The sequence below is a fragment of the Jatrophihabitans endophyticus genome (assembly GCF_900129455.1).
In the GTDB taxonomy this organism is placed as follows: Bacteria; Actinomycetota; Actinomycetes; order Mycobacteriales; family Jatrophihabitantaceae; genus Jatrophihabitans; species Jatrophihabitans endophyticus.
Map to the genome: position 1 here is coordinate 598,433 of NZ_FQVU01000003.1, position 25,619 is coordinate 624,051.

General features: G+C 73.9%; 27 protein-coding genes. 12 read left to right on the forward strand and 15 right to left on the reverse strand.

From position 1 onward, the window contains the following. The first annotated feature begins 3 nt into the window (after positions 1-3). The 4 genes from BUE29_RS12960 (at position 4) to BUE29_RS12975 (ending at position 4,455) form a co-directional block, all read left to right on the forward strand. Positions 4-1,242, forward strand: a complete 1,239-nt coding sequence (locus BUE29_RS12960; RefSeq protein WP_073390733.1) for an MFS transporter — start codon at positions 4-6, stop codon at positions 1,240-1,242. A gap of 32 nt (positions 1,243-1,274) precedes the next feature. Continuing rightward, entirely contained in the window at positions 1,275-1,835 is a 561-nt protein-coding gene (locus BUE29_RS12965) for a TetR/AcrR family transcriptional regulator (protein WP_073390734.1), read from the forward strand. Between the two features lie 124 nt (positions 1,836-1,959). Next, a complete protein-coding gene (locus BUE29_RS12970; RefSeq protein ID WP_073390735.1) occupies positions 1,960-3,234 on the forward strand; it encodes a hypothetical protein in 1,275 nt (424 codons plus the stop codon). Positions 3,235-3,261: 27 nt separating this feature from the next. Beyond that, entirely contained in the window at positions 3,262-4,455 is a 1,194-nt protein-coding gene (locus BUE29_RS12975) for an Abi-alpha family protein (protein WP_143168166.1), read from the forward strand. Positions 4,456-4,473: 18 nt separating this feature from the next. Here BUE29_RS12975 and BUE29_RS12980 read toward each other — a convergent pair whose 3' ends face one another. The 6 genes from BUE29_RS12980 to BUE29_RS13005 form a co-directional block, all read right to left on the reverse strand. After that, positions 4,474-5,103: a flavin reductase family protein gene (locus BUE29_RS12980; RefSeq protein WP_073390736.1), complete on the reverse strand. Its 630-nt coding sequence runs from the start codon at positions 5,101-5,103 to the stop codon at positions 4,474-4,476. Further along, positions 5,100-5,864 (reverse strand): SDR family NAD(P)-dependent oxidoreductase, encoded by a 765-nt coding sequence (locus tag BUE29_RS12985; protein ID WP_073390737.1) that lies wholly within the window; start codon positions 5,862-5,864, stop codon positions 5,100-5,102. The genes BUE29_RS12980 and BUE29_RS12985 overlap by 4 nt, the downstream gene beginning before the upstream one ends. 70 nt (positions 5,865-5,934) lie before the next feature. After that, positions 5,935-6,786, reverse strand: coding sequence for a phosphatase PAP2 family protein (locus BUE29_RS12990; protein ID WP_073390738.1), 852 nt, complete (start codon positions 6,784-6,786; stop codon positions 5,935-5,937). A gap of 37 nt (positions 6,787-6,823) precedes the next feature. After that, positions 6,824-7,465 (reverse strand): VOC family protein, encoded by a 642-nt coding sequence (locus BUE29_RS12995; RefSeq protein ID WP_073391146.1) that lies wholly within the window; start codon positions 7,463-7,465, stop codon positions 6,824-6,826. Between the two features lie 99 nt (positions 7,466-7,564). Then, positions 7,565-8,338, reverse strand: a complete 774-nt coding sequence (gene yaaA, locus BUE29_RS13000) for a peroxide stress protein YaaA (protein WP_073390739.1) — start codon at positions 8,336-8,338, stop codon at positions 7,565-7,567. 21 nt (positions 8,339-8,359) lie between these two features. After that, positions 8,360-8,836: an NUDIX hydrolase gene (locus BUE29_RS13005; RefSeq protein ID WP_073390740.1), complete on the reverse strand. Its 477-nt coding sequence runs from the start codon at positions 8,834-8,836 to the stop codon at positions 8,360-8,362. A gap of 232 nt (positions 8,837-9,068) precedes the next feature. On the opposite strand from BUE29_RS13005, the gene BUE29_RS13010 reads away from it, so the two are divergent. Both BUE29_RS13010 and BUE29_RS13015 read left to right on the forward strand, forming a co-directional pair. Next, a complete protein-coding gene (locus tag BUE29_RS13010; RefSeq protein WP_143168167.1) occupies positions 9,069-9,743 on the forward strand; it encodes a hypothetical protein in 675 nt (224 codons plus the stop codon). Positions 9,744-9,930: 187 nt separating this feature from the next. Further along, positions 9,931-11,031 (forward strand): DUF4192 domain-containing protein, encoded by a 1,101-nt coding sequence (locus BUE29_RS13015; protein WP_159440873.1) that lies wholly within the window; start codon positions 9,931-9,933, stop codon positions 11,029-11,031. A 62-nt stretch (positions 11,032-11,093) separates the two neighbouring features. On the opposite strand, the gene BUE29_RS13020 is transcribed toward BUE29_RS13015, so the two are convergent. The 4 genes from BUE29_RS13020 to BUE29_RS13035 all read right to left on the reverse strand — a co-directional run bounded on the left by BUE29_RS13020 (position 11,094) and on the right by BUE29_RS13035 (position 15,467). Then, positions 11,094-11,786, reverse strand: coding sequence for an iron-dependent transcriptional repressor DtxR (locus BUE29_RS13020; protein ID WP_073390742.1), 693 nt, complete (start codon positions 11,784-11,786; stop codon positions 11,094-11,096). A 90-nt stretch (positions 11,787-11,876) separates the two neighbouring features. After that, a complete protein-coding gene (gene sigB / locus BUE29_RS13025; RefSeq protein ID WP_327077577.1) occupies positions 11,877-13,181 on the reverse strand; it encodes an RNA polymerase sigma factor SigB in 1,305 nt (434 codons plus the stop codon). A gap of 155 nt (positions 13,182-13,336) precedes the next feature. After that, on the reverse strand, positions 13,337-13,777 hold the full coding sequence (gene dtd / locus BUE29_RS13030; RefSeq protein WP_073390743.1) for a D-aminoacyl-tRNA deacylase: 441 nt from the start codon (positions 13,775-13,777) through the stop codon (positions 13,337-13,339). Between the two features lie 10 nt (positions 13,778-13,787). Further along, positions 13,788-15,467 carry a N5-glutamine methyltransferase family protein gene (locus BUE29_RS13035; protein WP_073390744.1) on the reverse strand — a complete coding sequence of 560 codons (1,680 nt, stop codon included), beginning with the start codon at positions 15,465-15,467 and terminating at the stop codon, positions 13,788-13,790. A gap of 154 nt (positions 15,468-15,621) precedes the next feature. Here BUE29_RS13035 and BUE29_RS13040 point away from each other — a divergent pair, with 154 nt between their 5' ends. Together BUE29_RS13040 and BUE29_RS13045 are read left to right on the forward strand one after the other, a co-directional pair. Beyond that, on the forward strand, positions 15,622-15,948 hold the full coding sequence (locus tag BUE29_RS13040) for a DUF3099 domain-containing protein (protein WP_073390745.1): 327 nt from the start codon (positions 15,622-15,624) through the stop codon (positions 15,946-15,948). 90 nt (positions 15,949-16,038) lie between these two features. Further along, a complete protein-coding gene (locus tag BUE29_RS13045; RefSeq protein WP_073390746.1) occupies positions 16,039-16,260 on the forward strand; it encodes a DUF3039 domain-containing protein in 222 nt (73 codons plus the stop codon). On the opposite strand, the gene BUE29_RS13050 is transcribed toward BUE29_RS13045, so the two are convergent. Then, the gene (locus BUE29_RS13050) at positions 16,239-17,354 is read right to left on the reverse strand and encodes a YihY/virulence factor BrkB family protein (protein WP_073390747.1); all 1,116 of its coding nucleotides are present in this window, start codon (positions 17,352-17,354) and stop codon (positions 16,239-16,241) included. The genes BUE29_RS13045 and BUE29_RS13050 overlap by 22 nt on opposite strands. 275 nt (positions 17,355-17,629) lie before the next feature. Here BUE29_RS13050 and BUE29_RS13055 point away from each other — a divergent pair, with 275 nt between their 5' ends. Continuing rightward, complete coding sequence (locus BUE29_RS13055) at positions 17,630-19,348, forward strand: DEAD/DEAH box helicase (RefSeq protein WP_073390748.1); 1,719 nt, start codon at positions 17,630-17,632, stop codon at positions 19,346-19,348. Positions 19,349-19,640: 292 nt separating this feature from the next. Then, positions 19,641-19,868 (forward strand): DUF7455 domain-containing protein, encoded by a 228-nt coding sequence (locus tag BUE29_RS13060; protein ID WP_073390749.1) that lies wholly within the window; start codon positions 19,641-19,643, stop codon positions 19,866-19,868. Positions 19,869-20,044: 176 nt separating this feature from the next. On the opposite strand, the gene BUE29_RS13065 is transcribed toward BUE29_RS13060, so the two are convergent. After that, positions 20,045-21,322 (reverse strand): RNA polymerase sigma factor, encoded by a 1,278-nt coding sequence (locus BUE29_RS13065; RefSeq protein WP_073390750.1) that lies wholly within the window; start codon positions 21,320-21,322, stop codon positions 20,045-20,047. A gap of 281 nt (positions 21,323-21,603) precedes the next feature. After that, positions 21,604-22,419 carry a polyphosphate--glucose phosphotransferase gene (ppgK, locus tag BUE29_RS13070; RefSeq protein ID WP_073390751.1) on the reverse strand — a complete coding sequence of 272 codons (816 nt, stop codon included), beginning with the start codon at positions 22,417-22,419 and terminating at the stop codon, positions 21,604-21,606. 115 nt (positions 22,420-22,534) lie between these two features. Between ppgK and BUE29_RS13075 the strand changes: the two genes are divergently transcribed. Continuing rightward, on the forward strand, positions 22,535-23,356 hold the full coding sequence (locus BUE29_RS13075; protein WP_073390752.1) for an inositol monophosphatase family protein: 822 nt from the start codon (positions 22,535-22,537) through the stop codon (positions 23,354-23,356). Here the strand turns inward: BUE29_RS13075 and BUE29_RS13080 are convergent. Then, on the reverse strand, positions 23,346-24,005 hold the full coding sequence (locus BUE29_RS13080; protein ID WP_073390753.1) for a LytR C-terminal domain-containing protein: 660 nt from the start codon (positions 24,003-24,005) through the stop codon (positions 23,346-23,348). The genes BUE29_RS13075 and BUE29_RS13080 overlap by 11 nt on opposite strands. A gap of 325 nt (positions 24,006-24,330) precedes the next feature. On the opposite strand from BUE29_RS13080, the gene BUE29_RS13085 reads away from it, so the two are divergent. After that, positions 24,331-24,639: a DUF4193 domain-containing protein gene (locus BUE29_RS13085; RefSeq protein ID WP_073390754.1), complete on the forward strand. Its 309-nt coding sequence runs from the start codon at positions 24,331-24,333 to the stop codon at positions 24,637-24,639. 168 nt (positions 24,640-24,807) lie between these two features. Here the strand turns inward: BUE29_RS13085 and BUE29_RS13090 are convergent, their stop codons facing one another. Then, positions 24,808-25,599 (reverse strand): SDR family oxidoreductase, encoded by a 792-nt coding sequence (locus tag BUE29_RS13090; protein WP_073390755.1) that lies wholly within the window; start codon positions 25,597-25,599, stop codon positions 24,808-24,810. Positions 25,600-25,619: the final 20 nt, after the last annotated feature.

A 25,619-nucleotide genomic window follows, 5' to 3' on the forward strand; every position in this document is an offset into this window, starting at 1 on the left:
CCGGTGACCGACACCGTCACGGTGGGGCGGGCCACCCGCGCCACCTACGCCGCGTTCGCCGGCTCCGGCTTCGCGTTCGCCAGCTGGGCGTCACGGATCCCGCAGCTGCGCGATCACCTGGCGCTCTCACCCGCCGAGCTGGGGCTGGTGCTGCTCTTCGTCGCGGCCGGGTCGGTGACCGCGCTGCCGCTCTCCGGCGTGGTGGTGGCCCGCATCGGTTCCCGCCGCTGCGTGCAGGCCACCGCCGTGCTCTTCGGCGCCGCCCTCGTCCTGGTCGCGCTCGCCTGGGTCGCCGGCGTGTGGCTGGTGGTGACCGCGCTGTACTTCCTGGGTGTCGCCAACGGCCTCTGGGACGTCGCCATGAACGTGCAGGGCGCGTTGGTCGAGCGCCGCCTCGGCCGTTCGGTCATGTCGCGCTTCCACGCCGGTTTCAGCATGGGCACGGTGGCGGGTGCCCTCCTCAGCGCCGGCCTCGTCGCCCTGCACGTGCCTGCCACCGCGCATCTCGCGACCATCGGTCTGCTCGTCGCGCTCGTCGTCACCGCCGAGGTGCGCGGCTTCCTGCCCGATCACGGGACCGATGACGACACAGCCGACACGGGCGACGGGACCGGCGGCGCGAGCGCGGCTCCCGGCGAGCCGGGCGGAGCTGTCGGGACGGGCGTACGGACCGCCTGGCGGGAGCCGCGGACGGTGCTCGTCGGGGTCTTCGTGCTGGCCTTCGCCTTCGCCGAGGGAACCGGCAACGACTGGATCAACGTCGCGGTCATCGACGGCTACGGGGCGTCGCCCACCGTGGCGGTCCTCGCATTCGCGACGTTCCTCGCCGCGATGACGGTCGGCCGCTGGTTCGGCCCCGCGCTGCTCGACCGGTACGGCCGCGTCGTCGTCGTCCGCCTGCTGGCCGCGCTCGGCGGGCTCGGCTCGCTGCTGTTCGTCCTCGGTCCCGGGCTCGCCACCGCGTTCGTCGGTGCGGTTCTCTGGGGCGGCGGCATCTCGCTGGGGTTCCCGGTGGGGATGAGCGCCGGCGCCGACGAGCCCCGCGCCGCGGCCGCTCGGGTCAGCGTCGTCGCCTCGATCGGCTACTGCGCGTTCCTGGCCGGCCCGCCGGTCGTGGGCTTCCTCGGCGATCACGCCACCGTCCTGCGCGCGCTGGTCTCGGTGTCGGTGCTGCTCGCGGTCGCGGTGCTGCTGGCCGACTCGGTCCGGCCGCTCGGCGCGCAGCGCCGGCACGCCGACTGACACGGGCGTGTCACCCGGGGCAGGATGGACTCATGTCCTCCCCGCGTCGCGCCGAGCTCGTCGAGGCCGCCTACGTCCACGTGCTCCGGGCCGGGCTCGCCGACCTGTCGCTGCGGCCGGTGGCCGAGGCGATCGGCTCGAGCACCGGCGTCCTGCGCTTCCTGTTCGGGTCGCGCGACGGACTCGTCCGTGCCCTGCTCGACCGGGCCCGGGCCGACGACGCCGCCGTGCTCGCCCGGCTCGATCCGCAGCCGGGTCTCGGGAACGCCGCCGCCCAGCTGTGGCTGTGGCTCGCCGCGCCGCAGCACCGGCAGCGTCTCGTGCTGTGGGCCGAGTGCTACGCGACCTCGCTGCGCCGGCCCGAGGGCGCCTTCGCCGACTACGCCCGCGGCAGCGCCGCCGACTGGCTCGCCGCGCTCGCCCGGGCGCAGCCGCCCGGCCGGCGCGACTCCGCGGCCGGGCGGGCCGAGCGCACCGCCGCGCTGGCGCTGCTGCGCGGCTGCCTGCTCGACCTGCTCGGCACCGGCGACCTTCCGCGCACCAGCCGGGCCGTCCGCGACGGCCTGACCGCTCTCGCGACCGCGAGGACGTGACGCGGGCGCGGCGTGATGTCCGGGTGAGCGTGGGACGGCCGTCACCGGGCGCCGATTAGGTGCGACGCGCTGTCCCGGGAGAAGATGGCGGCGACCGCCACGGGGAGCGGCGAGGGGATGGTCGATGGATCACACGTTGCTGATCGACCTGATCAGCATCCCGCTGTTCACCGGCGTCATCGGCTACATCACCAACTGGACCGGCGTCCTCATGCTGTTCCGTCCGATCGCCTTCCACGGCGTGCGGGTGCCGGGGCTGCGGCTGCTGTTCCCCTACCTGCCCCGACGGGTACGGATCCTGCCGCTCATCCGCTTCGACGGCCGGCTCGGCTGGCAGGGGATCGTGCCGTCGCGGGCGGACAAGATGGCCAGCATCAGCGTCGACAAGGGGCTGGCCAAGCTCGGCAGCATCACCGACTTCTACCGCGAGCTGGAGCCGGACAAGATCGCCGAGCATCTGGCCGCGGTCGCGCAGGCCGAGATCCGCGACGTCGTCGAGCAGATCATGCAGCAGGAGAACCCGCAGCTGTGGCACGACCTCCCGCCGATCATCAAGGAGGCCGTGTTCGCGCGGGTGCGGGCGCAGCTGCCGGGCATCATCCGCACGATCACCGACGAGATCGGCGAGAACGTCGACCAGCTGATCGACGCCAAGCTCATGGTGATCCGCTACTTCGTGCAGAATCCGGAGCTGCTCAACGAGCTGTTCCTGATCATGGGACGCAAGGAACTGCGGTTCATGCAGAACTTCGGCTTCTACTTCGGGCTGCCCATGGGGTTCGTCCTCGTCGGCGTGCTCCAGCTCGTGCACCAGTGGTGGGTGCTGCCGCTCGGCGGCATCGTCATCGGCTGGGTGGTCAACTGGATCGGCGTCACGATGATCTTCGAGCCGACGTTCCCGCGCTGGTGGGTGCCCTGGAAGCAGGGGTTGATGCTCAAGCGGCAGGGCGAGGTCACCGAGAAGTACTCCGAGATGGTGGCCAACCGTGTCATCACCTTGCAGAACATCGGCAACGAGCTGCTCACCGGGCCGCGGAGCGACCGTACCCTGCAGATGCTCGAAGAGTCCCTGCGTCCCGCGGTCGACAAGGCCGTGGGGCCGGCGCGCGCCGCCGTGCGGGTCGCGATCGGGCCGCGCGAGTACGACCACATCCGCTCCTCGGTCGCGACCGAGGCCACCGCGTTCGCGCCGATCGCGTTCAACGACGCCGAGTTCAGCCAGCGGCAATCGGTCAAGATCTACCGCTTCATCTCCGAGCAGATGCGTGAGATGGGCCCCGACGACTTCGTCGAGATGCTCCGCTCGGCCATCCGGCAGGACGAATGGCTACTGTTCTTTCACGGCGGCGCGCTGGGTCTGTTCGCGGGGCTGCTGCACCTGGGCATCTTCGGGCTCTGAGCGCCGGGCGGCGAAGGGGGAGTGCGCGTGAGCGACGACGGCAGTCGCCGGGAGTTCGCCGGCGCCGGGGCACCGGCGGCCGCGTCACCGGTCGACAAGTCGTCCGGCCCGACGGACGCGGCGGGAGGGATGGCCGGCCGCGACGGCGTGCCCGGGCCGGACCACGCCGACCACGCGCCCGAGCGGCTCGCCCCCGCGTCGGCGGGGCCCGTCACGTCCGGTTCGCCCGACCGCGTCCCGATCGGGCCGCCACCGCCGCCCGAGCTGTCCCCGGAGCCGACCTCGGAGCCGTCGGCCGAGCCGTCGTCCGAGCAGGCGCCGGGTGCCACGGCGGGCGGTCAGGTGGCCGGTGCCGGCCGGGCCCGGACCGTCGCCCGCCGGCCGCGGCCCTACCTGCGACCGCTGCCGGGCGGCTCGCGCCTCGTGCGCAAGACCCCCACCGTGGTCCGGGCCGCACCGGGCATCGCGCGGGTCGCCGCGATCTCCGCGGCGCACGTCGCCGGCTGGACGATCGGCGCCACCGTCGCGAGCGCCAACTACGTCGCGCGTCGCGCGGTGGCCGGCGAGCCGGCCACCGCCATCCTGCAGGAGGCCGCGACCGACCTGCGCAGCGTCGCGCTCCGGGCGCTGGGTCTGCAACCGTCGCTGCTGTCCGGCACGTCCGCGCCCGAACCGGCCGGCGCCGCGCAGGATGCGACCTCGGCCGATCTGCAGCGTCGCGGCAGCGACCTGCTGCGCCGCAGCAACGACGTGCACGTCGTCGAGGACACCCATCCCGCGTTCGCGCGCATCCTCGCCGAGATCACCCCGGACGAGGCGCGCATCCTGCGCTTCGTCTACCTGGAGGGGCCGCAGCCGTCGCTCGACATCCGCACCAACCGGCCGTTCGGCATCGGCTCCGAGCTCGTCGCGGCCGGCATGAACATGATCGCCGAGCACGCCGGGCTGCGAAATCTCGAACGCATCGACCAGTACCTCACCAACCTGCGCCGCCTCGGGCTGATCGACTTCTCCAAGGAGCAGGTGCGCAACCCCAACCGATACCAGGTCATCGAGGCGCAGCCCAAGGTCGCCGCCGCGATGAAGCAGGCGGGCCGTGCGCCGAAGCTGGTGCAACGCAGCATCAGGTTGAACTCCTTCGGCGAGGAGTTCGTCCGCACCTGCCTGCCGCTCAACGGCCGGGTCGTGCCCCACCGCGACATCCGGCCACGACCGCGGTGACGGCGACCGTGCGGGTGGTCAGTCGCGGCGGCTGCGTCGTCCCGCCGTCCAGTCCTCGAAGCGGATCCGCTCCAGCGAGGTGACGTCGCCGAGCCGCGACCACTCGCTGCGACCCAGGCGTGCGAGCGGAGCGAGCGCCGCCGCGTCCGGCAGGCCGTCGGCGGCGAGGACGTCGTGGTGCGCGGCGACGTGGACGACCTCACCGAAGACGGTCGTGCAGTTGCCCACGGGGTACTCGCCGGTGACCCGACACTCGAACGCGACGGGTGCGGCCCGCACCCGCGGCGGTCGGACGACCGCGCTCGGCTCGCGCTGCAACCCGGCCTCGTCGAACTCGCTGAGCGCGTCGGGGAAGTTCGTCGCCGAGTCGTTCATCGCGTGCAGCAGGCTCTCGGTGCCGACGTTGAGGACGAACTCGCCGGTGGCCCGCACGTTGCGCAGCGTGTCCTTCTCGCCGACCGAGACGAAGCACAGGGTGGGCGGGTCGACGCCCACGACCGTCGTGAACGAGTGCGGCGCGACGTTGTCGACCCCGTCGGCCGACACGCTCGACACCCACGCGATCGCGCGGGGGATGAGCGACGCGGTGAGCCAGGGGTACATCTGCCGCCCCAGCTGGGCGGGTGTCGTCTCGAGCCGGTCGGTCATCCCTGCTGCTCGGTGGGGCGGACGAGCACCTCGTTGATCGCGGTGCGGCGTGGGCGGGTGACGACGAACGAGACCGCCTCGGCGATGTCGATCGCCTCCAGCCGCTCCATGTCGGCGAACCGCGCCTCGAGCGAGGGCATGATCTCGGGCCGGTTGTGGCCGGCCAGCTCGGTGTCGACGGCACCGGGCTCCACCAGTGCGACCCGGACGTGGCGCTGGGTGACCTCCTGGCGCAGCGCCTCGCCGAAGGCGCCCACGGCGTGCTTGGTGGCGTTGTAGACCCCGCTGCCGTTGCGCGCGACGCGGCCCGCGACGCTGCTCACGAGGACGAGGTCGCCGACGCCGCGCGGGCCGTCCTCGGCCGCGGCGAGCAGGTGCGGCAGCGCCGCGTGCGCGGTGTACATCAGGCCGAGGACGTTGAGGTTCACCATGCGCCGCCACTCCTCGGTCGGCGCGTCGGCGACCGGGCCGAGCAGCATGACGCCGGCGTTGGCGACGACGGTGTCGAGCCGGCCCAGCTCGGCGACCGTGCGGGCGACGGCGGCGCCGACCGCGCTCTCGTCCGCGACGTCGGCCTCGATCACGAGGGCCGTGCCGCCGGCGTCGCCGATGCGGCCGGCGAGGGCGTCGAGCCGGTCGCGCCGCCGGGCGACGAGCGCCACCGCGGCCCCGTGCCGCGCGAGGTCGACCGCGGTCGCCTCGCCGATGCCGCTGCTGGCGCCGGTCACCAGGGCGACCGTGCCGTTCAAGGTGTCTGCCATGACCTCCAGCTAACTCCGGCCCGGTGCGTGGCGCACGCGTGGGGGAGCGGCCACGGTCGAGAGCGGTGTCTCAGCAGGCGCGGGTGGTGGTCGCGGCGTTCCCGGGGAGCGCGGGCGTCGGCTCGGCGCGACGGGCGCGGTGCCACCGCTCGAGGGCCGCGACCCCGCCACGCTCGAGCGCGGCACAGCCGGCCAGGACCGCGACCGCGACGATGCCGTCGGCCCAGAAGTGGTTGGCGGTCGCCACCACGACGACGACCGTGACGACGGTGTGGACGGGGCCGAGCGCGCGCCAGCGGCCGCGGCCGAGCCGCCACACCGACCAGCCGACGAGCGCGGCCCACGCGACGTGCACCGACGGCATCGCCGAGAGCTGGTCGGCGCCGAAGCCGAGGCCGTACACCGACTGGCCGTACTGCGCGGCGGTGTCGACGTACCCGGGCAGCAGCCGGGGTGGCGCCACCGGCAGCAGCTGGATCGCGAGACAGACGAAGGTCGTCAGGGCAAGCACCCGCCGCACCGGTCGGTAGTGCTCCCGGTGCCGCACGAACAGCCAGAGCAGGAACACGAACAGCACGCTGAAGTGCATCGTCGCGTAGTACAGGTTGGCCGCCTGCGCGACCACGTCGTTGCCGGTCACGACGCGTTGCACGCTCGCCTCGGCGGGCAGGTGCCACGCCCGCTCGGTGCGTTCGATCCAGTTCGCACGGGCGAAGGCCCCCGACGTCCCCAGCAGCGAGAGCGTGCCCGCCAGCTGCCAGAGCGTGTAGAGCGCGCCGATGAGGGTGGCCTCGCGGGCGAACGGCGCGATCCGGCCGATGCCGGCGCCACGGCGCCGGCCGACGGTGAGCCCGGCCGACACCGCGGCCAGGCCGCCGGTGAGGACCGCGGCCTGCTGCCAGTCGAGGGCTAGCGTCTGCACGGCCTCACTATGCCGTGCCGGCCGATGCGGCCCTGGTTCAGTCGATGCGGACCTCGCCGCGCGGCGTCGCGAACGTCGCGGCCACGACGCCGTGGTCGCCGTCGAACGGCGAGAGCCACTCGACACCGATGCCGTCGAGCGGCTGGCGCGACGAGACCCCGATGTAGCCGTCGACCACGGACTCGACCCCGGCGATCTCGAGGCCGGTGAGCCGGATCGCCGAGCCGCCGAACGCGGGGTGCTCGGTGTCGGGGATGTCCCACTCGGCGAAGAACGGCAGCTGCGGGTCCTCGGTCACGTCGTTGATGCCGATCTGGTGCCAGCGCAGGTCGAAGCCGTCGGGACGGCGGCGGTGCCCCCGTGCCGCCGGGCGACCGAGCCGCTGCTCGAACGGCGCGATGTCCTCGACGCGGATGGCCCACGCCAGCCAGCCGCCGCCGGCGGCGGCGCGGTCGCGCACCGCACGCCCGAACGGGGCCCGGTCGACGGCCGGGTGGTCGAGCGCCGCGACGATCTCCAGGTAGCACATGTCGGCGAGGGGGAGGACGACGTTGCGCGTGCCGAACGACGGGTGGAGGCCGCCGTCGGTGAAGGCCGCGCCCAGGGTGGAGCCCAGGCGCTGCATGCACGACGCGAGCCCCTCCGGACCGGCGACGTAGGAGAGGTGGTCCAGTCGCATGCCGAACATGGTGACCGACGGCACGACGCCGGCTTCACCCGGGGCGGACGGGACAGTCCGGACGTCCGGTGGTAACACCGCGGCGCGCCCGGGTGACGGTCAGGCGGTGTGCAGGTCGAGCCCGCCGTCCGGGCGCTCCACGCCGTCCACCCCGCCGGTGGCGAGCCATGCGGCGACGACGTCCGCGCCGGTCGTCACGCGCTCGCCGGCCGCGACGCGGCGGACCAGCTCGGCGGCGAGCCGTCCCTTGCCGAACTTGCTGGTGTAGCTGACGACGGCCGGCCCGCGGGGCGTCGGCGAGACCACGCGCACGGCCACCGTCCGGGCGGCGAGCTCACCGCGCGGGCGCCACATCGCCGCGTAGTCCGAGGAGCGGAGGTCGACGACCAGCCCGCGCCGCAGCAGGCCGGGCACGACCACGTCCAGCACCGGCCGCCAGTAGGTGCCGGCGACGCCGAGGCCGGGCAGCACCGCCTTGGCCGGGACGCGGTAGTCGGGCACCGCCTCGTCGCCGCGCACGACGCCGAACAGGCCGGAGAACACCCAGGCGGCGCGGCCGGCGACGCGCTGCTCGGCCGCGGACGAGGCCGAGTAGGCCAGCCCGTCGTAGACGACGCCGGCGTAGCGGCGCAGCGCCGGCGTCGTGGGGGAGTCCCGGACGGCGGCGTTCGCGGCGAGCGCGTCCGCGGCGACCCCGTCGGGCAGCACCAGCGCGCGGGCGGCGTCCTCGCGCGCACCGGCGACCAGCTCGGCCAGGGCGGTCAGGCTCGCGGCGCGGGCGTCGGCCAGCGGCCCGTCGCCCGGCCGGGCCCGCAGCGGACGGCCGCGTCCGCCGGATGTCTTAGCCTCGCTCGGCGGCAACAGCAGATGCACGCGCGGGACGCTACGGCAGCGTCACCGCTCGGACCCGGCGGCGTCCGTCCCGCTCGCCGGCAGCCGTTCGCGCAACACCGGCCACGTCGCCGCGAAGCCGTAGTGCAACGGCAGCGTGGCGACGTCGTCGACGGCGAACCAGCGCACGGCCTCGCTCTCGTCGTTCGTCCCCGCGACCTCGGTGGGGGCGGCGGCGCGCGCCAGGATCGTCGTGTAGGACCACGGGCCGTGCTCGTCGACGACCTCGTCGTAGACGGTGACGGTGTCGACGTCGAGCGAGGTCTCCTCCCGTACCTCGCGCAACGCCGCGGTCAGCGCGTCCTCGTGCGAGTCGCGTGCCCCGCCGGGCAGGGCCCAGGTGCCGCCGTTGTGCGTCCATCCCGCGCGCAGCTGCAACAGGACACGCTCGCCGCTGGTGACGAGCAGGCCGGCCGCGCCGTGCAGCCCCCAGTGGGTGTTGCCGCACGCGCAGCGCACCCAGCCGTTGCCGTCACCCACCGGTCGCTCTTCCCTCGTCGCAGCGCTGTCGTCCGCGTGGAACGTTGTGGTGACGCCGACCCGCCAGGTCGCCTCTCGGCGGAAGGCCGCTCGTGGCGGCAGTTGTGGGACCGGGGGCCATGGATCGGGCCGACGCCGTTGTCCACGGTACCTGCCACACCCGGCGCCGACACCGATCGGGCCGTATCGTGGACGACGTGCTGCGAGGCCCGAACCGTTCGAGGGCGGTGCGATGACGAGCGGGGAGTCCCGCGGGGGCGCGCCCCGACACCATCGGCCGGCCCTCTTCGCCGACCTCACCGAGATGATCGACGCCGCCGGTGGTGACGCCTCGCCCAGCACCCGCGCCGAGGTCGCCGCGGCCACGGCCGCGGCCGTGGTGACCGCCGGCCGCGGGCCGGGTGACGACGACCTTTTCGTCGCACTCGCCGACCACGTCGGGCTCGACACCCTCGCCGCGCTGTGGCGCGACAGCGACCCGGTGAGCCTGCCGGGGGCGCTGTGGACGCTGTACGTGCTGCGGCAGTGGTGCCACGGGGACAGCGCCGGCGTCACCCGGCTGTGGCGGACCGGGGAGCCGCTCGCGCCGGCGGACGCCGCGGTGGCCGGTCTCCCCGACTACGCCGACGAGGAGGCCGTGCGCCGCTTCGCCGACGCGGTCCTGGGCGGGCTCTACCGGCGCGACCTCGCCGTCGCGCTGGAGCGCGCGGCCGCCTTCTTCCGCGTCGTCGCCACCGGCCGCCGGGCCGCGGGCGACTCGGGTGGCACGGGCAACGTGGGCGACTCGGTCGCCGCCGGCGCCCCGGAACGCACGGGGGAGCCCGCGGCGCTCGCCGATCGCAACGAACGCGCCGCGGCCTCGCTGGGCGCCGCCGCGCGGCTGTGGCGGGCCGGCGCGCTGCACTGACCGGCGCTGCACCCGACCGGCGCTGCACCCGACCGGCCGCTGGCGACGGGCACCCGGCGGCCGCCGGGACGAGGGCGGCTAGCACATGCCGCCGACGAATCCGGGCGCGCGCTCCACAGCCTCGTCCGCCGTCCACAGCGACCCGGTCACCGTCGAGTCCGCCCGACGATCGCGGCACGCTGCCGCCATGACGAGACGATCCAGCGACAGCTCCGGTCACGCGTCCGGTCCCAGCCGGGTGATGCAGCGCATCGCCGGGCCGGGTGAGCTCGCGCAGGCCGTGCCCTACCTGCTCGGTTTCCACCCCCGGCGCAGCCTGGTCCTGGTGGGGCTGCGCACGGGCGAGCTCGTCGTCACGGCCCGCCTCGACCTCGACGACGTCGCCGCGGGCGGCGACGCCGGGCGCGGCGCGACGCTGGTCGCGCAGACGATCGGGAGCATGGCCGACGGTGGCGCGGTCGAGCTCGTCGCCGTCGTCTTCGACGACGACGCGCCTGTCGTCTTCGACGACGATGCGAGGGTCGTCATGCCGGGCGCGGCGCGGGGCAGGTCGCCGTTGCCGTGGACGGTGCTCGTCGAGCGCACCGAGCAGACGGTGGCCGAGCTGCCGTGCGTGCTCCTCGACGCCCTGCTGGTGGCTCGCGGCCGGTGGTGGACCTATGCCTGCGCCGGGTCGGACTGCTGCCCACCCGCCGGGCGTCCGCTGCCGAGCGCGCCGTCGGCGTTCGCCGCGGCGGCCACGGTCGACGGCGTCGTGCCGCTGCCCGGCCGTGAGTCGCTGGCCGCGCTGCTGGCCCCGCTGCCCGATCCCGACCGCGAGGCGCTGCACCCCGCCCTCGCCGCCGCCGAGAACGACCTGGTCGCCGCCACGCTCGACGCGCACGCGGAGCGCCACGTGCGCTCGGTCAAGCGCGCGCTGTTCGCCGCCGCACGCGCGGGCGACCGGACGTCGGCGCCGCCTCCCGCGGCGACGGTCGCGCGTTTCGCGGTCGCCCTGCTGGAGCCGGGCGTCCGCGACGCCGTGTGGCTCGCCGTCGACGACCGGCGGCTCGACGGCCGCGGCCTGTGGCGGGACCTCGCCCGGCGGCTGCCGAGCCCGTACGACGCAGCCCCGCTGTTCCTGTTCGGCTGGGCGTCGTGGCGTGCCGGCAACGGCGCGCTCGCGGGGATGGCCGCCGAGCGCGCGCTCGCCGCCGATCCCGCCTATGGCGCTGCGGACCTGCTGCTGGCGGCGGTGTCGCGCGGCGTCGACCCGCGCCGGTTCCCGCGGCTACGCCGGTCGGCCTGACGCCGTCGGTGCGATCGTCGAGGCCGGGCGGCGGGGGGAGCGTCGGGGGTGCGGCCGGGAGGTCAGGAGACGCGCACGAACACGTGGTCGGTGACCACGCGTGCGAAGGTCGAGCGCGGGCCGTCGTCCACCCACACCTCGACACCGGCGCCGGCCGGTGCGACGGCGACCTTGTGCCCCGGACGCATGCCCGCGTCGCTGAGCCGGTGCAACAGCTCGGCGTCGGGCTGCAGCATCTCGCTGATGCGGTCGACCTCGACGACGCGCTCGGCCGACGCGGCCTCCGACAGCGTCACCAGCTGGTCGGCTTCGGCCTCGATGGTGGCGATCCCCAGCTCGTCCAGGCCGGGGATGGGGCTGCCGTGCGGGCACACGAGCGGGCGTTCCAGCAGCGCGACGATGCGCTTCTCGACCGCCTCGCTCATCACGTGCTCCCACCGGCATGCCTCGATGTGGACGTCCTCCCAGTCGAGGCCGATCACGTCGACGAGCAGACGCTCGGCGAGCCGGTGCTTGCGCATCACGGCCGTGGCCTCGCGCCGACCCAGCTCGGTGAGCTGCAGGTGGCGGTCGTCGGCCACGTGCAGCAGGCCGTCGCGTTCCATGCGCGCGACGGTCTGGCTCACCGTCGGGCCGCTCTGCCCGAGCCGCTCGGCGATGCGCGCGCGCAGTGGGACGACGCCCTCCTCCTCCAGCTCGAACACCGTGCGCAGGTACATCTCGGTGGTGTCGATGAGCTCGCTGTGGTGGCTCATGGCTGGCCGCCTCCTGCGGAAATCACTGCCGTCGGCCTGGTGCAGCGGAGGATTCCGAACCCGCTGGCGCCGGAGGGTGTCCTGACAACCCTAGTCGTCGAGGTAGTCGCGCAGCACCTGCGAGCGCGACGGGTGGCGCAGCTTGGCCATCGTCTCGCGCTCGATCTGGCGGATCCGCTCGCGGGAGAGCTTGAACGCGCGGCCGATCTCGTCGAGGGTCTTGGGCTGGCTGCCGTCCAGGCCGTAGCGCATGCGCACGACCGCGGCCTCGCGGGCGTCGAGCGTGCCCAGCACGTCCTGCAGGTGCGCGCGCATCAGCCCGCCCTCGACGACGGTCTCGGCCGCCGAGCTCGATCGCTCGTCGGCGATGAAGTCGCCGAGCGAGGCGTCGTCGTCGGCGCCGACCGTCTGGTCCAGGCTCACGAGGTCGCGCGAGAGATCGATGAGCTCGCGCACGCGCTCCTCGGTGATGTCCAGCTCGTGGGCGAGCTCGGCGTGGTGCGCCTCGCGGCCGAGCTCCTGGCTCATCTCGCGCCGAATCCGCTGCAGCTTGTTCACCTGCTCCACCAGGTGCACCGGCAGCCGGATCGTGCGGGACTGGTCGGCCATCGCACGGCTGATCGCCTGCCGGATCCACCACGTCGCGTAGGTCGAGAACTTGAAGCCCTTGGCGTAGTCGAACTTCTCGACCGCGCGGATCAGCCCCAGGTTGCCTTCCTGGATGAGGTCGAGGAACGGCATGCCGTGGCCGGTGTAGCGCTTGGCCAGCGAGACCACGAGGCGCAGGTTCGCCCGCAGCAGGTGATCCTTGGCGCGCTCGCCGTCGATCATGACCGCGCGCAGGTCGCGGCGACGGGCCGGCGTCAGGTCGTCTCCACCGAGCAGGTGCTGCGCGTAGAGGCCGGCCTCGATGCGCTTGGCCAGCTCGACCTCGTCGGCGGCGGTGAGCAGGGCGACCTTGCCGATCTCGTTGAGGTAGACCCGCACGAGGTCGGCCGATGCGGCGACCTCGTCGAGGTCGAGGCCGCGGGCCGGCGCCGGGGTCGGGGTCTCGCCGGCCCCCGCGTCGTTCGCCGACGGGGGAGTGGTCGCGGCTGTCACCTTCGCCGTCGCGGCGGCCGACGAACCGGCGGCCGCAGCCCGGCCGCGACGGGCCGGGCGGCCGGTGGAGCGTCCCGAGCCGGTCGCGTCGCCGGTCACGGCGTCGTGGGCAGTCTCGTTCGTGGTGTCGCCGGCGATGTCGGTGTCGTTCGTCGCGCCGGCGGCGGTCGCGGGCTGCGTGGAGTTCGTGGGCTGCGTGGACTTGCGAGTGCTGCGATGCCCGCGCGTCGCGACGCGCGACTCGCCCGTGGCCGCGCGGCGGTTCGCGGTGCGTGCGCTGGGGGACGTTGTCACGTTCTCGGACCACCTCAAGGAGCTAGTGAGTGGCGGGCACCAGATGCATCACCGGACGGTTCCGGCGACGTGCCCGCTGTCATGTGTTCGAACGGTCGGGTGGGGGTCGGATGTTCCCGGACGCCGTGGCGGCGGCCGACCCGCTCAGGCCCGGCTCAGACTTCGAGGACGAGGGTGGTCGGGCCGTCGTTGCTGAGGTCTACCCGCATGTCGGCGCCGAATACACCGGTCTCGACGTGGGCTCCCTCGTCGCGGAGGGCGCCGACGAAGGCGTCGACCAGGGGTTCGGCGACGCCGCCGGGCGCGGCCGCCGCCCAGGTGGGCCGTCTTCCCTTGCGCGCGTCGCCGTACAGCGTGAACTGGCTGACGGCGAGGATCGCCGCGCCGTCGGTCCCGGCCACGCTGCGTTCCCCGCGCAGGATTCGCAGGCCGTACACCTTGTGCGCGAGCGTGCGGGCCTGGGCAGCCGTGTCGCCGTGGGTGACCCCCACCAGCACGAGGAGGCCGGTGCCGATCCGGCCCACGACCTGCTCGCCGCCGGCGGGGTCGACGACCCGCACCTCGGCTCGGGTGACGCGCTGGATCACCGCTCTCATCGCCGCCCCCTCATGCGGGGTCGTCCCCGTCGGTGGGTGGTGGGCCGACCGGCGGCGCAGGCCGGGGTGGCACGGCGGCCCGTGGGGCGGGGCGGGTGCGCGGCGGCTCCGCCGGCGTGGTCGGGAGGAGGAAACCGCGCGTGACGAGGTCACGCAGCACCGGCGCGAAGGCGGCTGCCCATGCGGCCGGGTCGTCGGCGGGCCCGGCGGTCCCGGCGGTCCCGGCGGCGAGCAGGTCGAGGGCGACGGCCGGGGTGGCGCCGGCGTCGCACGCCGCGACGATACGTGCCACCGCGTCGTCGACCTCGACCTCCCACCGCATGCCCGTCGGCTGGCGCAGCACGGCCCGGCGGGTCGCCCAGCCGCCGTCCGGTGCCAGCAGGTCGTCGCGGGTGCGCACCAGGTCCGGCGCGGCTCGCCACTGCCGGGCGAGCAGGTCGGCGTCGGGGCAGTCGGCGAGGACCCGGCGGCGGGCGAACCACGCCTCGATCTCCGCGGCCACGGGCTGGTCGACCGCCTGTGGCACGTCCTCGATCACGACGTCCGTCGCATCGGAGCGCTGGTCGGCCGCGCGAGCCCGCATCGTCACCAGACCCATGCCGACGGCGGCGACGTCGTGCGCGGCGAACCAGTCCAGCCACGCGTCATAGCGCGCCGCCCACTCGGGAGCTCCGGGTCGGTGGCCGGCGTCGCGCAGCCAGAGGGCGACGTACTCGCCGGGATCGGCCGTCTCCCGCCGCCAGACCCAGGCGTCGCAGCCGGTCCCGTCGAACCAGCCGGCGAGTCGGTCCTGCCACGAGCCGTCACGCGGCACGATCCAGTTGGCCAGCAGCTGGGCGGTGCCCGCGGGAGCGAGCACCGCGGGAATGCCGCGGACCAGGGTGCGGCACACGGCGTCGCCGGCGAGCCCGCTGTCGCGGTACTCGTGCTCCGTCGCGCCGGGGGAGACGACGAACGGGGGGTTCGCGACGACGAGGTCGTAGCGGGCCCCGGCGACCGGTTCCAGCAACGAGCCCTGTTCCAGGCGCCACCGCTGCCCGCTCAGGGCGGCGGTGGTGGCGGCGAAGCGCAGCGCGCGGGCGCTGATGTCGGTGGCGGTCACCGTGCCGGCGTGCCGGCCCAGGTGCAGGGCCTGGACGCCGCAGCCGGTGCCGATGTCGAGGGCGGTGCCGACCGGTGCCCGGGGTGTCGCCTGCGCGAGGGTCACCGCGGCGTTGCCGACGCCCAGGACGTGGTCACCCGGGAGCGGCCCCGGTCGCACGTCCGAGCCGAGGTCCGAGACCACCCACCACGCCGCCCCACCGCCCTCGCTCTCGGCGTAGGGGCGCACGTCGAGCAGGGCGCGTGTCTCGCCGCCGCTCGTGGTCACGAGTCCGGCGACCTCGGCGAGCTCGACGGGCAGCGGTGCGAGCGCGGCGCGCGCCTGCGCCGACGGGACGGGCAGCCCGAGCAGGAAGAGCCGGACGAGGGTGGCGAGCCGCGGCTCGTCGGCCGCGACCGCGGTCACGGCTCGGGCCACCCCGGCCAGGTCGCCGCGCGAGTGCGCGCCGCGGCCGATCGGGCCGAGCAGTTCCGGCACCGTCTCCACGGTGTAGCCCGCGAGCGCCGTGCGCAGGCGGTCGAGGTCCGCGGGTGCGAGCAGCGGGGCCGGGGGGCGGGCGCGGTGCGACGGCTCGGCGCGACGGTCCACGTGGCCATCGTGTCATCGCCGGCGGCGACGGGCGGCGACGGGCGGCGACGGGCGGCGACGGCGGCCGGCCGTGCCGGTGACCATCGCGTGCCGGCTGATCCGGCGACCGCATTCGGCGCGAGCATTTCCCGTGCCGCGGTGCAACCATGGACGAATGCGTCGCAGCCACGCGGACGGCCCGCAGCTCATCACCTCCGCCCCCGAGAGCAGCGACGACGAGTACGACCGGCGGCGCAAGAAGTACGCGATCATGATGTCGATCCGCGGGGCGTGCGTGATCCTCGCCGCCGTCACCTACCGGCTGTCGGTCCTGCTGGCGCTGGTCTTCGTCGTCGGCGGCATGGTGCTGCCGTGGTGCGCGGTCCTCATCGCCAACGACCGCCCGGCGAAGAAGCGGTCGCCGGCGCCCGGGATGCGTCCGGCCTACGGGTCGGAACGGGCGCTGACCGCCGGCGACGACGGCCGCACCATCGACGGTTAGGCCGGTGCGCCCCGCGGTGCGTGGCGCACCGTCTCGAGCCGGTCGCTGCGACCGTCCCCTCGCGCGGGCTGCTGCGGCACACTGGTCGGCATGACCGACACGCAGGTACTGGAGTCGCCGACCACGTCCGACACCGACACCGGCCCGGACATGTTCCATTACGTGCGCAAGAACAAGATCGCCGAGAGCGCGGTCATGGGCACGATGGTCGAGGCGCTGTGCGGCGAGGTCTTCCCCGTCACCAAGAGCCCCAAGCCCGGCTCGCCGGTGTGCCCCGCGTGCAAGGAGATCTACGAGAGCCTGCGGGCCTGACGGTCGCTGCCGGCACCGGCGCTGCGCCGACGCCACGAGGGCGGTGCCGGCGCCCGCCACGACCGGGCCGCGGACGTCGGCGGCTCGCCGCCCTCGTTCGCGCCCCGGTCGCCGCCGGTGGTCTCACCCGCCGGCCGCCCCCCGTCGGGGTCCACCACCGGGGTGGGGCCGGAGAACACCTGCCAGTTACGGGGGTCCAGCACCCGATGCTGGCGCGCGCGTGACGGCTTCTGCTGCTCCACGGCGGCGTTGAACTCCGCCCCGAGCAGCACCCCGAGGGCCAGGATGAAGAAGAAGAGCAGGGCCGCGATCGGGGCGGCCAGCGTGCCGTAGGCATGGTTCTGATCGAGGATGAACGAGATGTAGGCCCGCAGCCCGGCCGACCCCGCGAGGAAGACCAGCAGCGCCAGGGTGGCGCCGGGCAGCCCCCGGTGCCAGGGCAGCCGCCGCGGGGGCGCCAGCTTGTAGAAGGTGGTCAGGCCGAGCATCAGCACCAGGACCAGGACCGGGTAGTACCCGACGTCGATGACCCGGCTCACCGTCTGCCGGCTGCTTTCGGGGAAGGGACGGCGCAGCAGCTCCGGGCCGAGCACCAGCATCGGCAGCAGGAACACGCCCAGCAGGACCGTGCCCAGGAACAGCCAGAGCGCGAGCAACCGGCTGCGCACCGGTCCGCGCAGGTCGCGCATGTCGTAGGCGATCGTGATGGTGTTGACGAACGTCGCCGTCGCCGACGAACCGGCCCACAACGCGAGCGCGAAACCGATGCTGATGATGTCGACCCGGTCGCCGCGCAGCACCTCGCGCAGGATCGGCGCGATGACCTTGTCCACGACCTCCGGGCTGAAGGCGCGCGAGAGCGTGTTCTCGATCTGCAGCTCGGTGCGGTCGACGGTGCCGTCGCCGAACCACCCCGACACGTAGCCCAGCGAGGCGACCAGCGCCAGGAACAGCGACGGCAGGCTGAGCATCTGCCAGAACGCCGCCTCCGCCGACAGGCCGAGCACGCGGTCCTGCCACGCCTTGACCACGGCGCGCTTGAGCAGCACCGGGGTCACGCGTGCGGCGCGCAGTGCGCGGCGGAGCGACCTCACGAGATACCAGTGTCGTCCATCGCCGCCGCCGGTGACGCCGCGGCACGCGGGACCGTCCCCGTCGATCCCCGTTCGGCGTGCCGGGCCCGACGCCGGCGACGGCGCCCGTTAGGTTGGGAGGCCGAGTTGGAGCAACGCCCGACGTGCGCACGCACGGGCCGGGCACGTCCCACGCAGCGCGTCGCGCCCGGGCCGTCACGACGGCCGTGGGCCCGTCGTGCCCGTCGGGCCCACGACGAAAAGCAGCACGACGGGAAGCAGGAGGACCGGACCGGGTGGCAGCGCCGCACCAGAACCCCCCGCACGACGCGGGGCGCACCGTCGGCCCTCGGCTGCGCGCCTGGCAGCGGACGGCCCTCGCCGCCTACCGCGAGGTGCCGCGTCGTCGCGACTTCCTGGTCACCGCCACCCCGGGGGCCGGCAAGACGACCTTCGCCCTGGCCCTGGCCCGCGGACTGGTCGACGAGCGCGTGATCGACCGCGTCGTGGTGGTCTGCCCGACCGACCACCTGCGCACCCAGTGGGCCGAGGCGGCCGACCGGCTCGGCCTCCCGCTGGACCCCACGCTGAGCAACGCCGTCGGCCCGGTCCGCCCGGACCTGCGCGGCTACGTCACCACCTACGCCCAGGTCGCCGCGAAGCCCGCCCTGCACGCCGCGCGTACGGGCGCCAAGCGCACGCTCGTCGTGCTGGACGAGGTCCACCACGCCGGTGACGGGCTGTCGTGGGGCGACGCGGTCGCCACCGCGTTCGAGCTCGCGGCGCGGCGGGTCTGCCTCACCGGCACGCCGTTTCGCACCCGTCCCGACGAGCGGATCCCGTTCGTGCGCTACGACGAGGACGTCGACGGTGGCTGGCGCAGCAGCGCCGACTACACCTACGGCTACCGCGAGGCGCTCGCCGACGGGGTCGTCCGACCCGTCGTGTTCGCCGCGTACACCGGTACGTCGCGGTGGCGCAACAGCGCCGGCGAGGTCGTCGCGGCATCGCTGTCCCAACCCAACACCCGCAGCGTCGAGGCGACGGCGTGGAAGACCGCGCTCGACCCTCGGGGCAAATGGGTGCCCCACGTCATCGCCGCGATGGACGAGCGGATCACCCATCTGCGGGCCACCGGCGTTCCCGACGCCGCGGGCCTGGTGCTGGCCAGTGACCAGGACGACGCCCGCGCCTACGCCGGCATCGTCGAGCAGGTCACCGGCGAGGCCCCGGTGGTGATCCTGTCCGACGACCCGAAGGCCAGCGACAAGATCACCGCCTTCACCCACGGCACCCAGCGCATCGCGGTGTGCGTCCGCATGGTGTCCGAGGGGGTGGACGTCCCGCGGGCGGCCTGCCTGGCGTGGATGACCTCCTACCGGACGCCGCTGTTCTTCGCGCAGGGCGTCGGACGCGTCGTCCGTGCCCGGGCCCCGGGCGAGACGGCGACGGTCTTCCTGCCCGCCGTCCGGCCGCTGCTGACGCTCGCCGCCGAGCTCGAGCAGGACCGCAACCACGTGATCCCGCCGCCGGCCCAGCAGGACGAGACGATCCTCGACGTCGAACGGGTCGAACCCGAGCCGGGGGAGCGCGAGCGGACCGAGCTCGTCGACGTCGACGCGTCGTTCGCCCACGTCCTGCACGGCGGGCGCGCGGTCGTCGCTGCGCCGTTGACCGACGACGACGAGGATTTCCTCGGCCTGCCCGGCATCCTCACGCCGGAACAGACCGCCGAGCTGCTCATGCGCCGCGACTCGCACGCCCGGCAGCGGGCGGCCGGGACGACGGCCCCCGAACCGTCCGCCGAGGCCACGGCGTGGCGCGCGGGCGCCGAGCTGCGGCGCGAGGTCAACCGGCTCGTGGCCGTGTACTCCGCCCGCACCGGCACGCCGCACCGCCAGGTGCACGCCGAGGTGCGCCGCGCGGTGCCCGGGCCCGCCTCGGCGGCCGCCAGCGCCGACGTCCTCGAACGCCGCCGCGACCACCTCATGGCCCTGCTCGGCGGCCGCGGATGAACGGCGTCCGCACCGTCGCGCGAAGACGATGTCCGCATCGTCCCGTGTTCGCGGTGGGAGAAATCACCGGCACCGCACGCTCGGCGGGTTTCGGGAATCCGGACCGGGGTATCAGTCGTTGGAGCAGTGTCGAACAACGAAAGTTCCTGCGAACGCGGCCGATGGTTGTTGCGAGCAGGTTTCGCTTCCAGGGTGTCGCCGTCGAGGTCGGCACAACGATGGTTACCTGGACGCGAGAAGGTGACGATGGATCGTCAGTGCGGCGATCCACCAGCAGAAACGAGGTGTCCCCGTGACGACGACGATCACAGCCAGCCCGCTGTCCGCACAGGACCGGTGTGACCGGTGCGGGGCCCAGGCCTACGTCCGCGCCACCATGGAGTCCGGCTTCGACCTCCTCATGTGCGCGCACCACTTCCACGAGAACGAGGACCGGCTCCGCGAGATCGCGGTGGCGATCCACGACGAGACCGAGCGTCTCGTCGAGGTCCCCACCACCGCGGCGGCCGACGAGCGGTAATACCCCGCAGTACGACCACGGCCCCGTCCCATCAGGGACGGGGCCGTTCTCGTCGCTCGGAAGACTCGAGCAAGCTCGGTCCTCGCTCGCTCCTAGTCGAGATGTTCGGGGCTTCGCCCCTGCGATCTCGACGTCGTCGCTCGGAAGACTCGAGCAAGCTCGGTCTTCGCTCGCTTCTAGTCGAGATAGTCGCGCAGGACCTGCGAGCGGGAGGGGTGACGCAGCTTGGACATCGTCTTGGACTCGATCTGACGGATCCGCTCGCGCGTGACGCCGTAGACCTGGCCGATCTCGTCCAGCGTGCGCGGCTGACCGTCGGTGAGGCCGAAGCGCAGCTTCACCACGCCGGCCTCGCGCTCGGACAGCGTCTGCAGCACCGACTGCAGCTGGTCCTGCAGCAGCGTGAAGGACACCGCGTCGACCGCGACGACCGCCTCGGAGTCCTCGATGAAGTCGCCGAGCTGGCTGTCGCCCTCGTCGCCGATGGTCTGGTCGAGGCTGATGGGCTCACGCGCGTACTGCTGGATCTCCAGCACCTTGTCCGGCGTGATGTCCATCTCCTTGGCGAGCTCCTCCGGAGTGGGCTCGCGGCCGAGGTCCTGCAGCAGCTCGCGTTGGATGCGGCCGAGCTTGTTGATGACCTCGACCATGTGCACCGGGATGCGGATGGTGCGGGCCTGGTCGGCCATCGCGCGGGTGATCGCCTGCCGGATCCACCACGTCGCGTACGTCGAGAACTTGTAGCCCTTGGTGTAGTCGAACTTCTCGACCGCACGGATCAGGCCCAGGTTGCCCTCCTGGATGAGGTCCAGGAACGCCATGCCGCGTCCCGTGTAGCGCTTGGCCAGCGACACCACGAGGCGCAGGTTGGCCTCGAGCAGGTGGTTCTTGGCCCGCTCGCCGTCGCGCACGATCCAGCGCAGGTCGCGCCGCATCTGGGTGGCGAGCTTCTCGTTGGCCTCCTCGGCCTGCCGGACGCGCTCCGCCGCGTAGAGCCCGGCCTCGATGCGCTTCGCGAGGTCGACCTCCTCCTCGGCGTTGAGCAGCGCCACCTTGCCGATCTGCTTGAGGTAGGCGCGGACCGAGTCCGCCGACGCCGTCATCTCGGCGTCCTTGCGCGCCTGGCGCAGCGCCTCGGACTCCTCCTCGGCCTCCTCGTCCCAGCTGAAGTCGCCGCCCTCCGCGGCGGCGCCCTCGGCGCCCTCGGCACCCTCGGCGGGGGCAGCGGCGTCGGCGCCCTCGGCAGCCGTGCCGTCGGCGCCGGCCTGCTTCGTCGCCTTCTTCGCCGGTGCCTTGGCAGCCGGCCTGGCCGCCGCCTTCGTCACCTTCTTGGCCGGCGCCTCGACGGTGGCCGTCGCGGTGCGCTTGGTGGTGCTCGCCGCGGCCACCGTGCCACGTGCGGTGCTGGTGCTGACGGTGTCTTCGTCGGCCGACGGCCGCTTGCTGGATGCCACTGATGACCTTTCACCACGGGGCACGCATCGAACCAGTGGTCCGTGCGCGGGATGGAGCCGCAGGACGCGGGTGAACGTGTCGGGGTCGCAGGCCGTCTGTTGGTCGGCTCAGAGATCGAGTCCAGTACGTGCGCAGTTCCCTGGACATTCATTGTACTGACGGCGCCGGGCGATGCGAGCGCGCCACGGCGTCGTGCGCGGCCCGCACGCCGCCGTCGGTCACACAGCGCGACGACAACGGGCCGGACCGTCACTCGTCGTCACGATGCCCGACCGCGAGATCACTCGCCGAGCCACTCCACCGCGGCGATCGCCGCGCCGACGATGCCGGCGTCGTTGAGCAGCTGCGCCGGCTCGACGGGCGTGTTCAGCTCGAGCAGCGGCACCCACTTCTCCGCCTTCTTGCTGACCCCGCCGCCGACCACGAACAGATCGGGCGTGAACAACCGCTCCACGTGCTGCATGTAGGCGTTCACGCGCTTGGCCCAGTGCCGGTAGGACATGCCGTGCTCGTCGCGCACCGACGCCGCGGCGCGGGTCTCTGCGTCGTACCCGTTGAGCTCGAGGTGGCCGAGCTCGGTGTTGGGAACGAGCACGCCGTCGATGAGTAGCGCGCTGCCGATGCCCGTGCCGAACGTCAGCATGAGCACGACGCCCGAGACACCCTTCGCCGCGCCGAAGCGGTCCTCGGCGATCCCCGCCGCGTCGGCGTCGTTGAGCACGGTGACGTCGCTACGGCGGGCGGCGCCCGGGCCGGCGCTCGTCAGCCGGTCGATGGCCTCGGTGAACACCTTGTCCGCGTCGGTCCCGATCCAGGTCGGGTCGACGTTGGCGGCCGAGCGGGCGACGCCGTGCTTGATGACCGCGGGGAACGTCGCGCCGACCGGGCCGGTCCACCCCGCGTCGGAGACGAGCTGGGCGACGACGTCGGCCACGGCGTCGGGGGTCGCCGGCTGCGGTGTCGGGATGCGCTTGCGCTCGGTGACGAGCGTCCCGGCGGCGGTGTCGACGACGGCACCCTTGATGCCGGTGCCGCCGATGTCGACGCCGAAGGCTTCACCTGACGTCGCACCTGAGGCGGCTCCGGCTACGGTCATGGCTGCAGGCATTAGTACCGGTCGTGATCGGACCTGCCGCGCAGGGACACCGGGGGCGACACCGGGAGGCGAAACCGGCGGCGACACCGGTGGTGCGACGTGGTGCGATGGGGGCATGAGCGAGGAGACGGCGGCACTGGCGGCCCTCGCCGTCGAGCTGGCCGAGGGCGCGGCCGCCATCGCGCGCGCCGGTCGGGCCGGGAGCTTCGCCGTCGACGCGAAGACCACGGCGACCGACCTCGTCACCGAGGTCGACCGGCGCGTCGAGCAGTGGCTGGTCGAGCGCATCGCGGCGGCGCGCCCCGGCGACGGCGTGCTCGGTGAGGAGGGCGGCGGTCGCGAAGGGACGTCCGGCGTCCGCTGGGTGCTCGACCCGATCGACGGCACGGTGAACTTCGTGCTCGGCATCCCGCACTACGCCGTCTCCGTCGCCGCCGAGCTCGCCGGCGAGGTGGTCGCAGGCGCCGTCTGCAACCCCGAGAACGGCGAGACCTTCCGCGCCCAGCGCGGGGCGGGCGCCTTCCTCGTCACCGGGCGTGGCGCCGAGCGCCTGCGCGGCCCGCGAGCCGTCCCGCTCGCCCAGGCGGTCGTGGGCACCGGCTTCGGCTACGACGCGCACCTGCGCAGTCGGCAGGCGGCCGCGCTCGGCACGCTGCTGCCGCGCATCGGCAACATCCGTCGGCTCGGCTCGGCGGCGCTGGACCTGTGCTTCCTCGCCGCCGGGCGCCTCGACGGCTACTTCGAGGCCGGTCTCAACGCCTGGGACCATGCCGCCGGCGCGCTCGTCGCACGCGAGGCGGGCTGCGAGGTGACGGGGCGAGACGGTGGCGCGCCGTCACCGGAACTGGTGGTCGCGGCAGGCCCGGAGCTGGCCGGGGCGCTGCGCGCGGCCGTCGCGGCGGCCGGTGCCGACCGCGTCATCGAGCTCAGCAGCTGACCGAGGAACTCGTCGCCGACGGCGACGTGGTGGCCGGCGGCGTCGAGCGGGGGGCCACGGCGACGTCGTCGCTGCGCAGGGCGGCGGCCACCGCCCTGCTGCTCGCCACCTTGCGGTACTTCGGTCCCACCGCCACGACCACCGTCGCGGACTTGCTGCTGGTGCCGACCAGCGTGGCGCCGGGGAAGTAGTAGCGCACGAGCGTCGCCGCGCGCTTGCCGCTCGGACCGAACCGGATCTGTGCCGTGGCCTTGTTCTTCGTGCCGTTGCGGTCGTTGCCGGCCTTGTCGGGAACCTGGAACCCGACGCCCTGGAGCGTGCGGCGCACCTTGGCCGCCAGCCCGGAGCGCGTCGTCGAGTTGAGGACCTGCAGCGTGATCGTGTCCGGCGCGGGCAGCGTGACCCGGCCCGACGAGGACGCCGACGCCGTGGCCGTCGGCGACGGGCACGAGGACGCGTCGGCCCCCGCGGAGTCGTCGCGGTTCACGACCCGCCACCAGACGATGCCGGTCAGCAGCAGCAGCGCGGCGAGCGCGACGAGGGCCGGCAACGGCCGCCGGACGACGCCGCCGCCGTTCCCGCCGGCACCGCCGCGTGCGCCCGAAGCGGCGGCCCGCGTCGTCGGCTCGTCGCTCGACCTGCTCGCCATCGGCGATGTCCTCCTCGAGTCTGCGGCGGGACCGGGCGTCGCGGGGGTGGCGGCGTGGGTCGCGCGAGGGGCAAATCGTAACGGCGTGGACGCCGGGAATGCGTTCGGCGGGCCGTGCGTTTGGCGAGGACGCTGACGCGGTACCGTTCCGCGGCCAGCCCCGTTGCTCGGCGGTGTGATCCGTTGCGGGGAGCGGGCACAAAATCTGGTTCCCGGACGTTCCAGCGCGAGACGGACCGGAACCGTTTACACACAGCTGAGGTGTGAGCTCCAGACCGAGGGCTCCGCTCGCACGATCGTGGTGACCCCACTGAGGAGTTGACGTATGGCGACCGACTACGACGCGCCGCGTCGGGGAGATGTCGACGAACTGAACGAGGACTCGATCGAGGAGCTGAAGGCGCGTCGCGCCGAGGCCCAGTCGGGTTCGATCGACGTGGACGAGACCGAGCTGGCCGAGTCGCTCGAGCTGCCCGGTGCCGACCTGTCCAGCATGTCCGGTGAGGAGCTCACCGTCCGCGTGCTGCCGAAGCAGAACGACGAGTTCACCTGCTCGTCCTGCTTCCTGGTCCACCACCGCAGCCGGCTCGCCCGGGAGCGCAAGGGCCAGCTCATCTGCCGCGACTGCGCCTGACGCGCCGTCGCGGTCGGTGCGGCCGACCGCTCCACCGCTCGAGAACGCAGCGACTACCCCCGAACGAACGACGAGCCGCCGGGAACCACCGGCGGCTCCGCCGTTTAACCGCGGGATCTTCCTGCGGTGTCGGCGTCCGGCGTCGTGTGGTGCAGGAAGATCGCGGGCTCAGATGGAGGGGCTCAGCCCGGCCCCGCCGTCGACGACGAGGGTCTGGCCGGTGATCCACCCCGCGTCGGCGCTGCCGAGGAAGCAGGCGGCGGCCGCGATGTCCTCGGGAACGCCGAGGCGCTGCAGCGGGTACCCGGCGGCGGCGCCGGCCTCGTCCTGCCCGTACAGCGCCTCGGCGAACCTGGTCTTCACGACCGCGGGGGCGATGGCGTTGACGCGGATGCGCGGGGCGAGCTCGGCGGCCAGCTGCACGGTCAGCCCGATCAACGCCGACTTGCTCACCCCGTAGTAGGCGATGCCCGGCGCGGGGGTGATGCCCGCCACCGACGCCATGTTGACGATGGCCCCCGTGCCGTCGGCCCCGAGCCCGGCGCCGACCGCGCGGCGGGTCCAGGCCAGGGCAGCGAGCACGTTGACGTCCATGATCTTGCGCGCTGCGGAGGCCTCGATGTCGAGCAGCGTCCCGTAGGCGGGGTTGATGCCGGTGTTGTTGACGAGGACGTCGAGCCGGCCGAACTCGCGCAGGGCCGTGTCGACGGCCTCGGCGCAATGCTCCTCGTCGTCGGCGCGACCGGCGACGGTGCGGGCGTGTTCGGAGCCGAGCAGCTCCAATGCCGCGGTGAGCCCCTCGGGCTTGCGGGCGGTGACGACGACCCGGCCGCCCTCGGCCACGATGCGCTGCGCGACGGCGAGGCCGATGCCGCGGCTGGCGCCGGTGACGAGGGCGACCCGCCCCTCGTAGCGGCGTCCGAGCGTGAGCGGTCCGGCGGCGGTGTCCACGGTTGTCATGATGCGGACCCTAGCCGGGC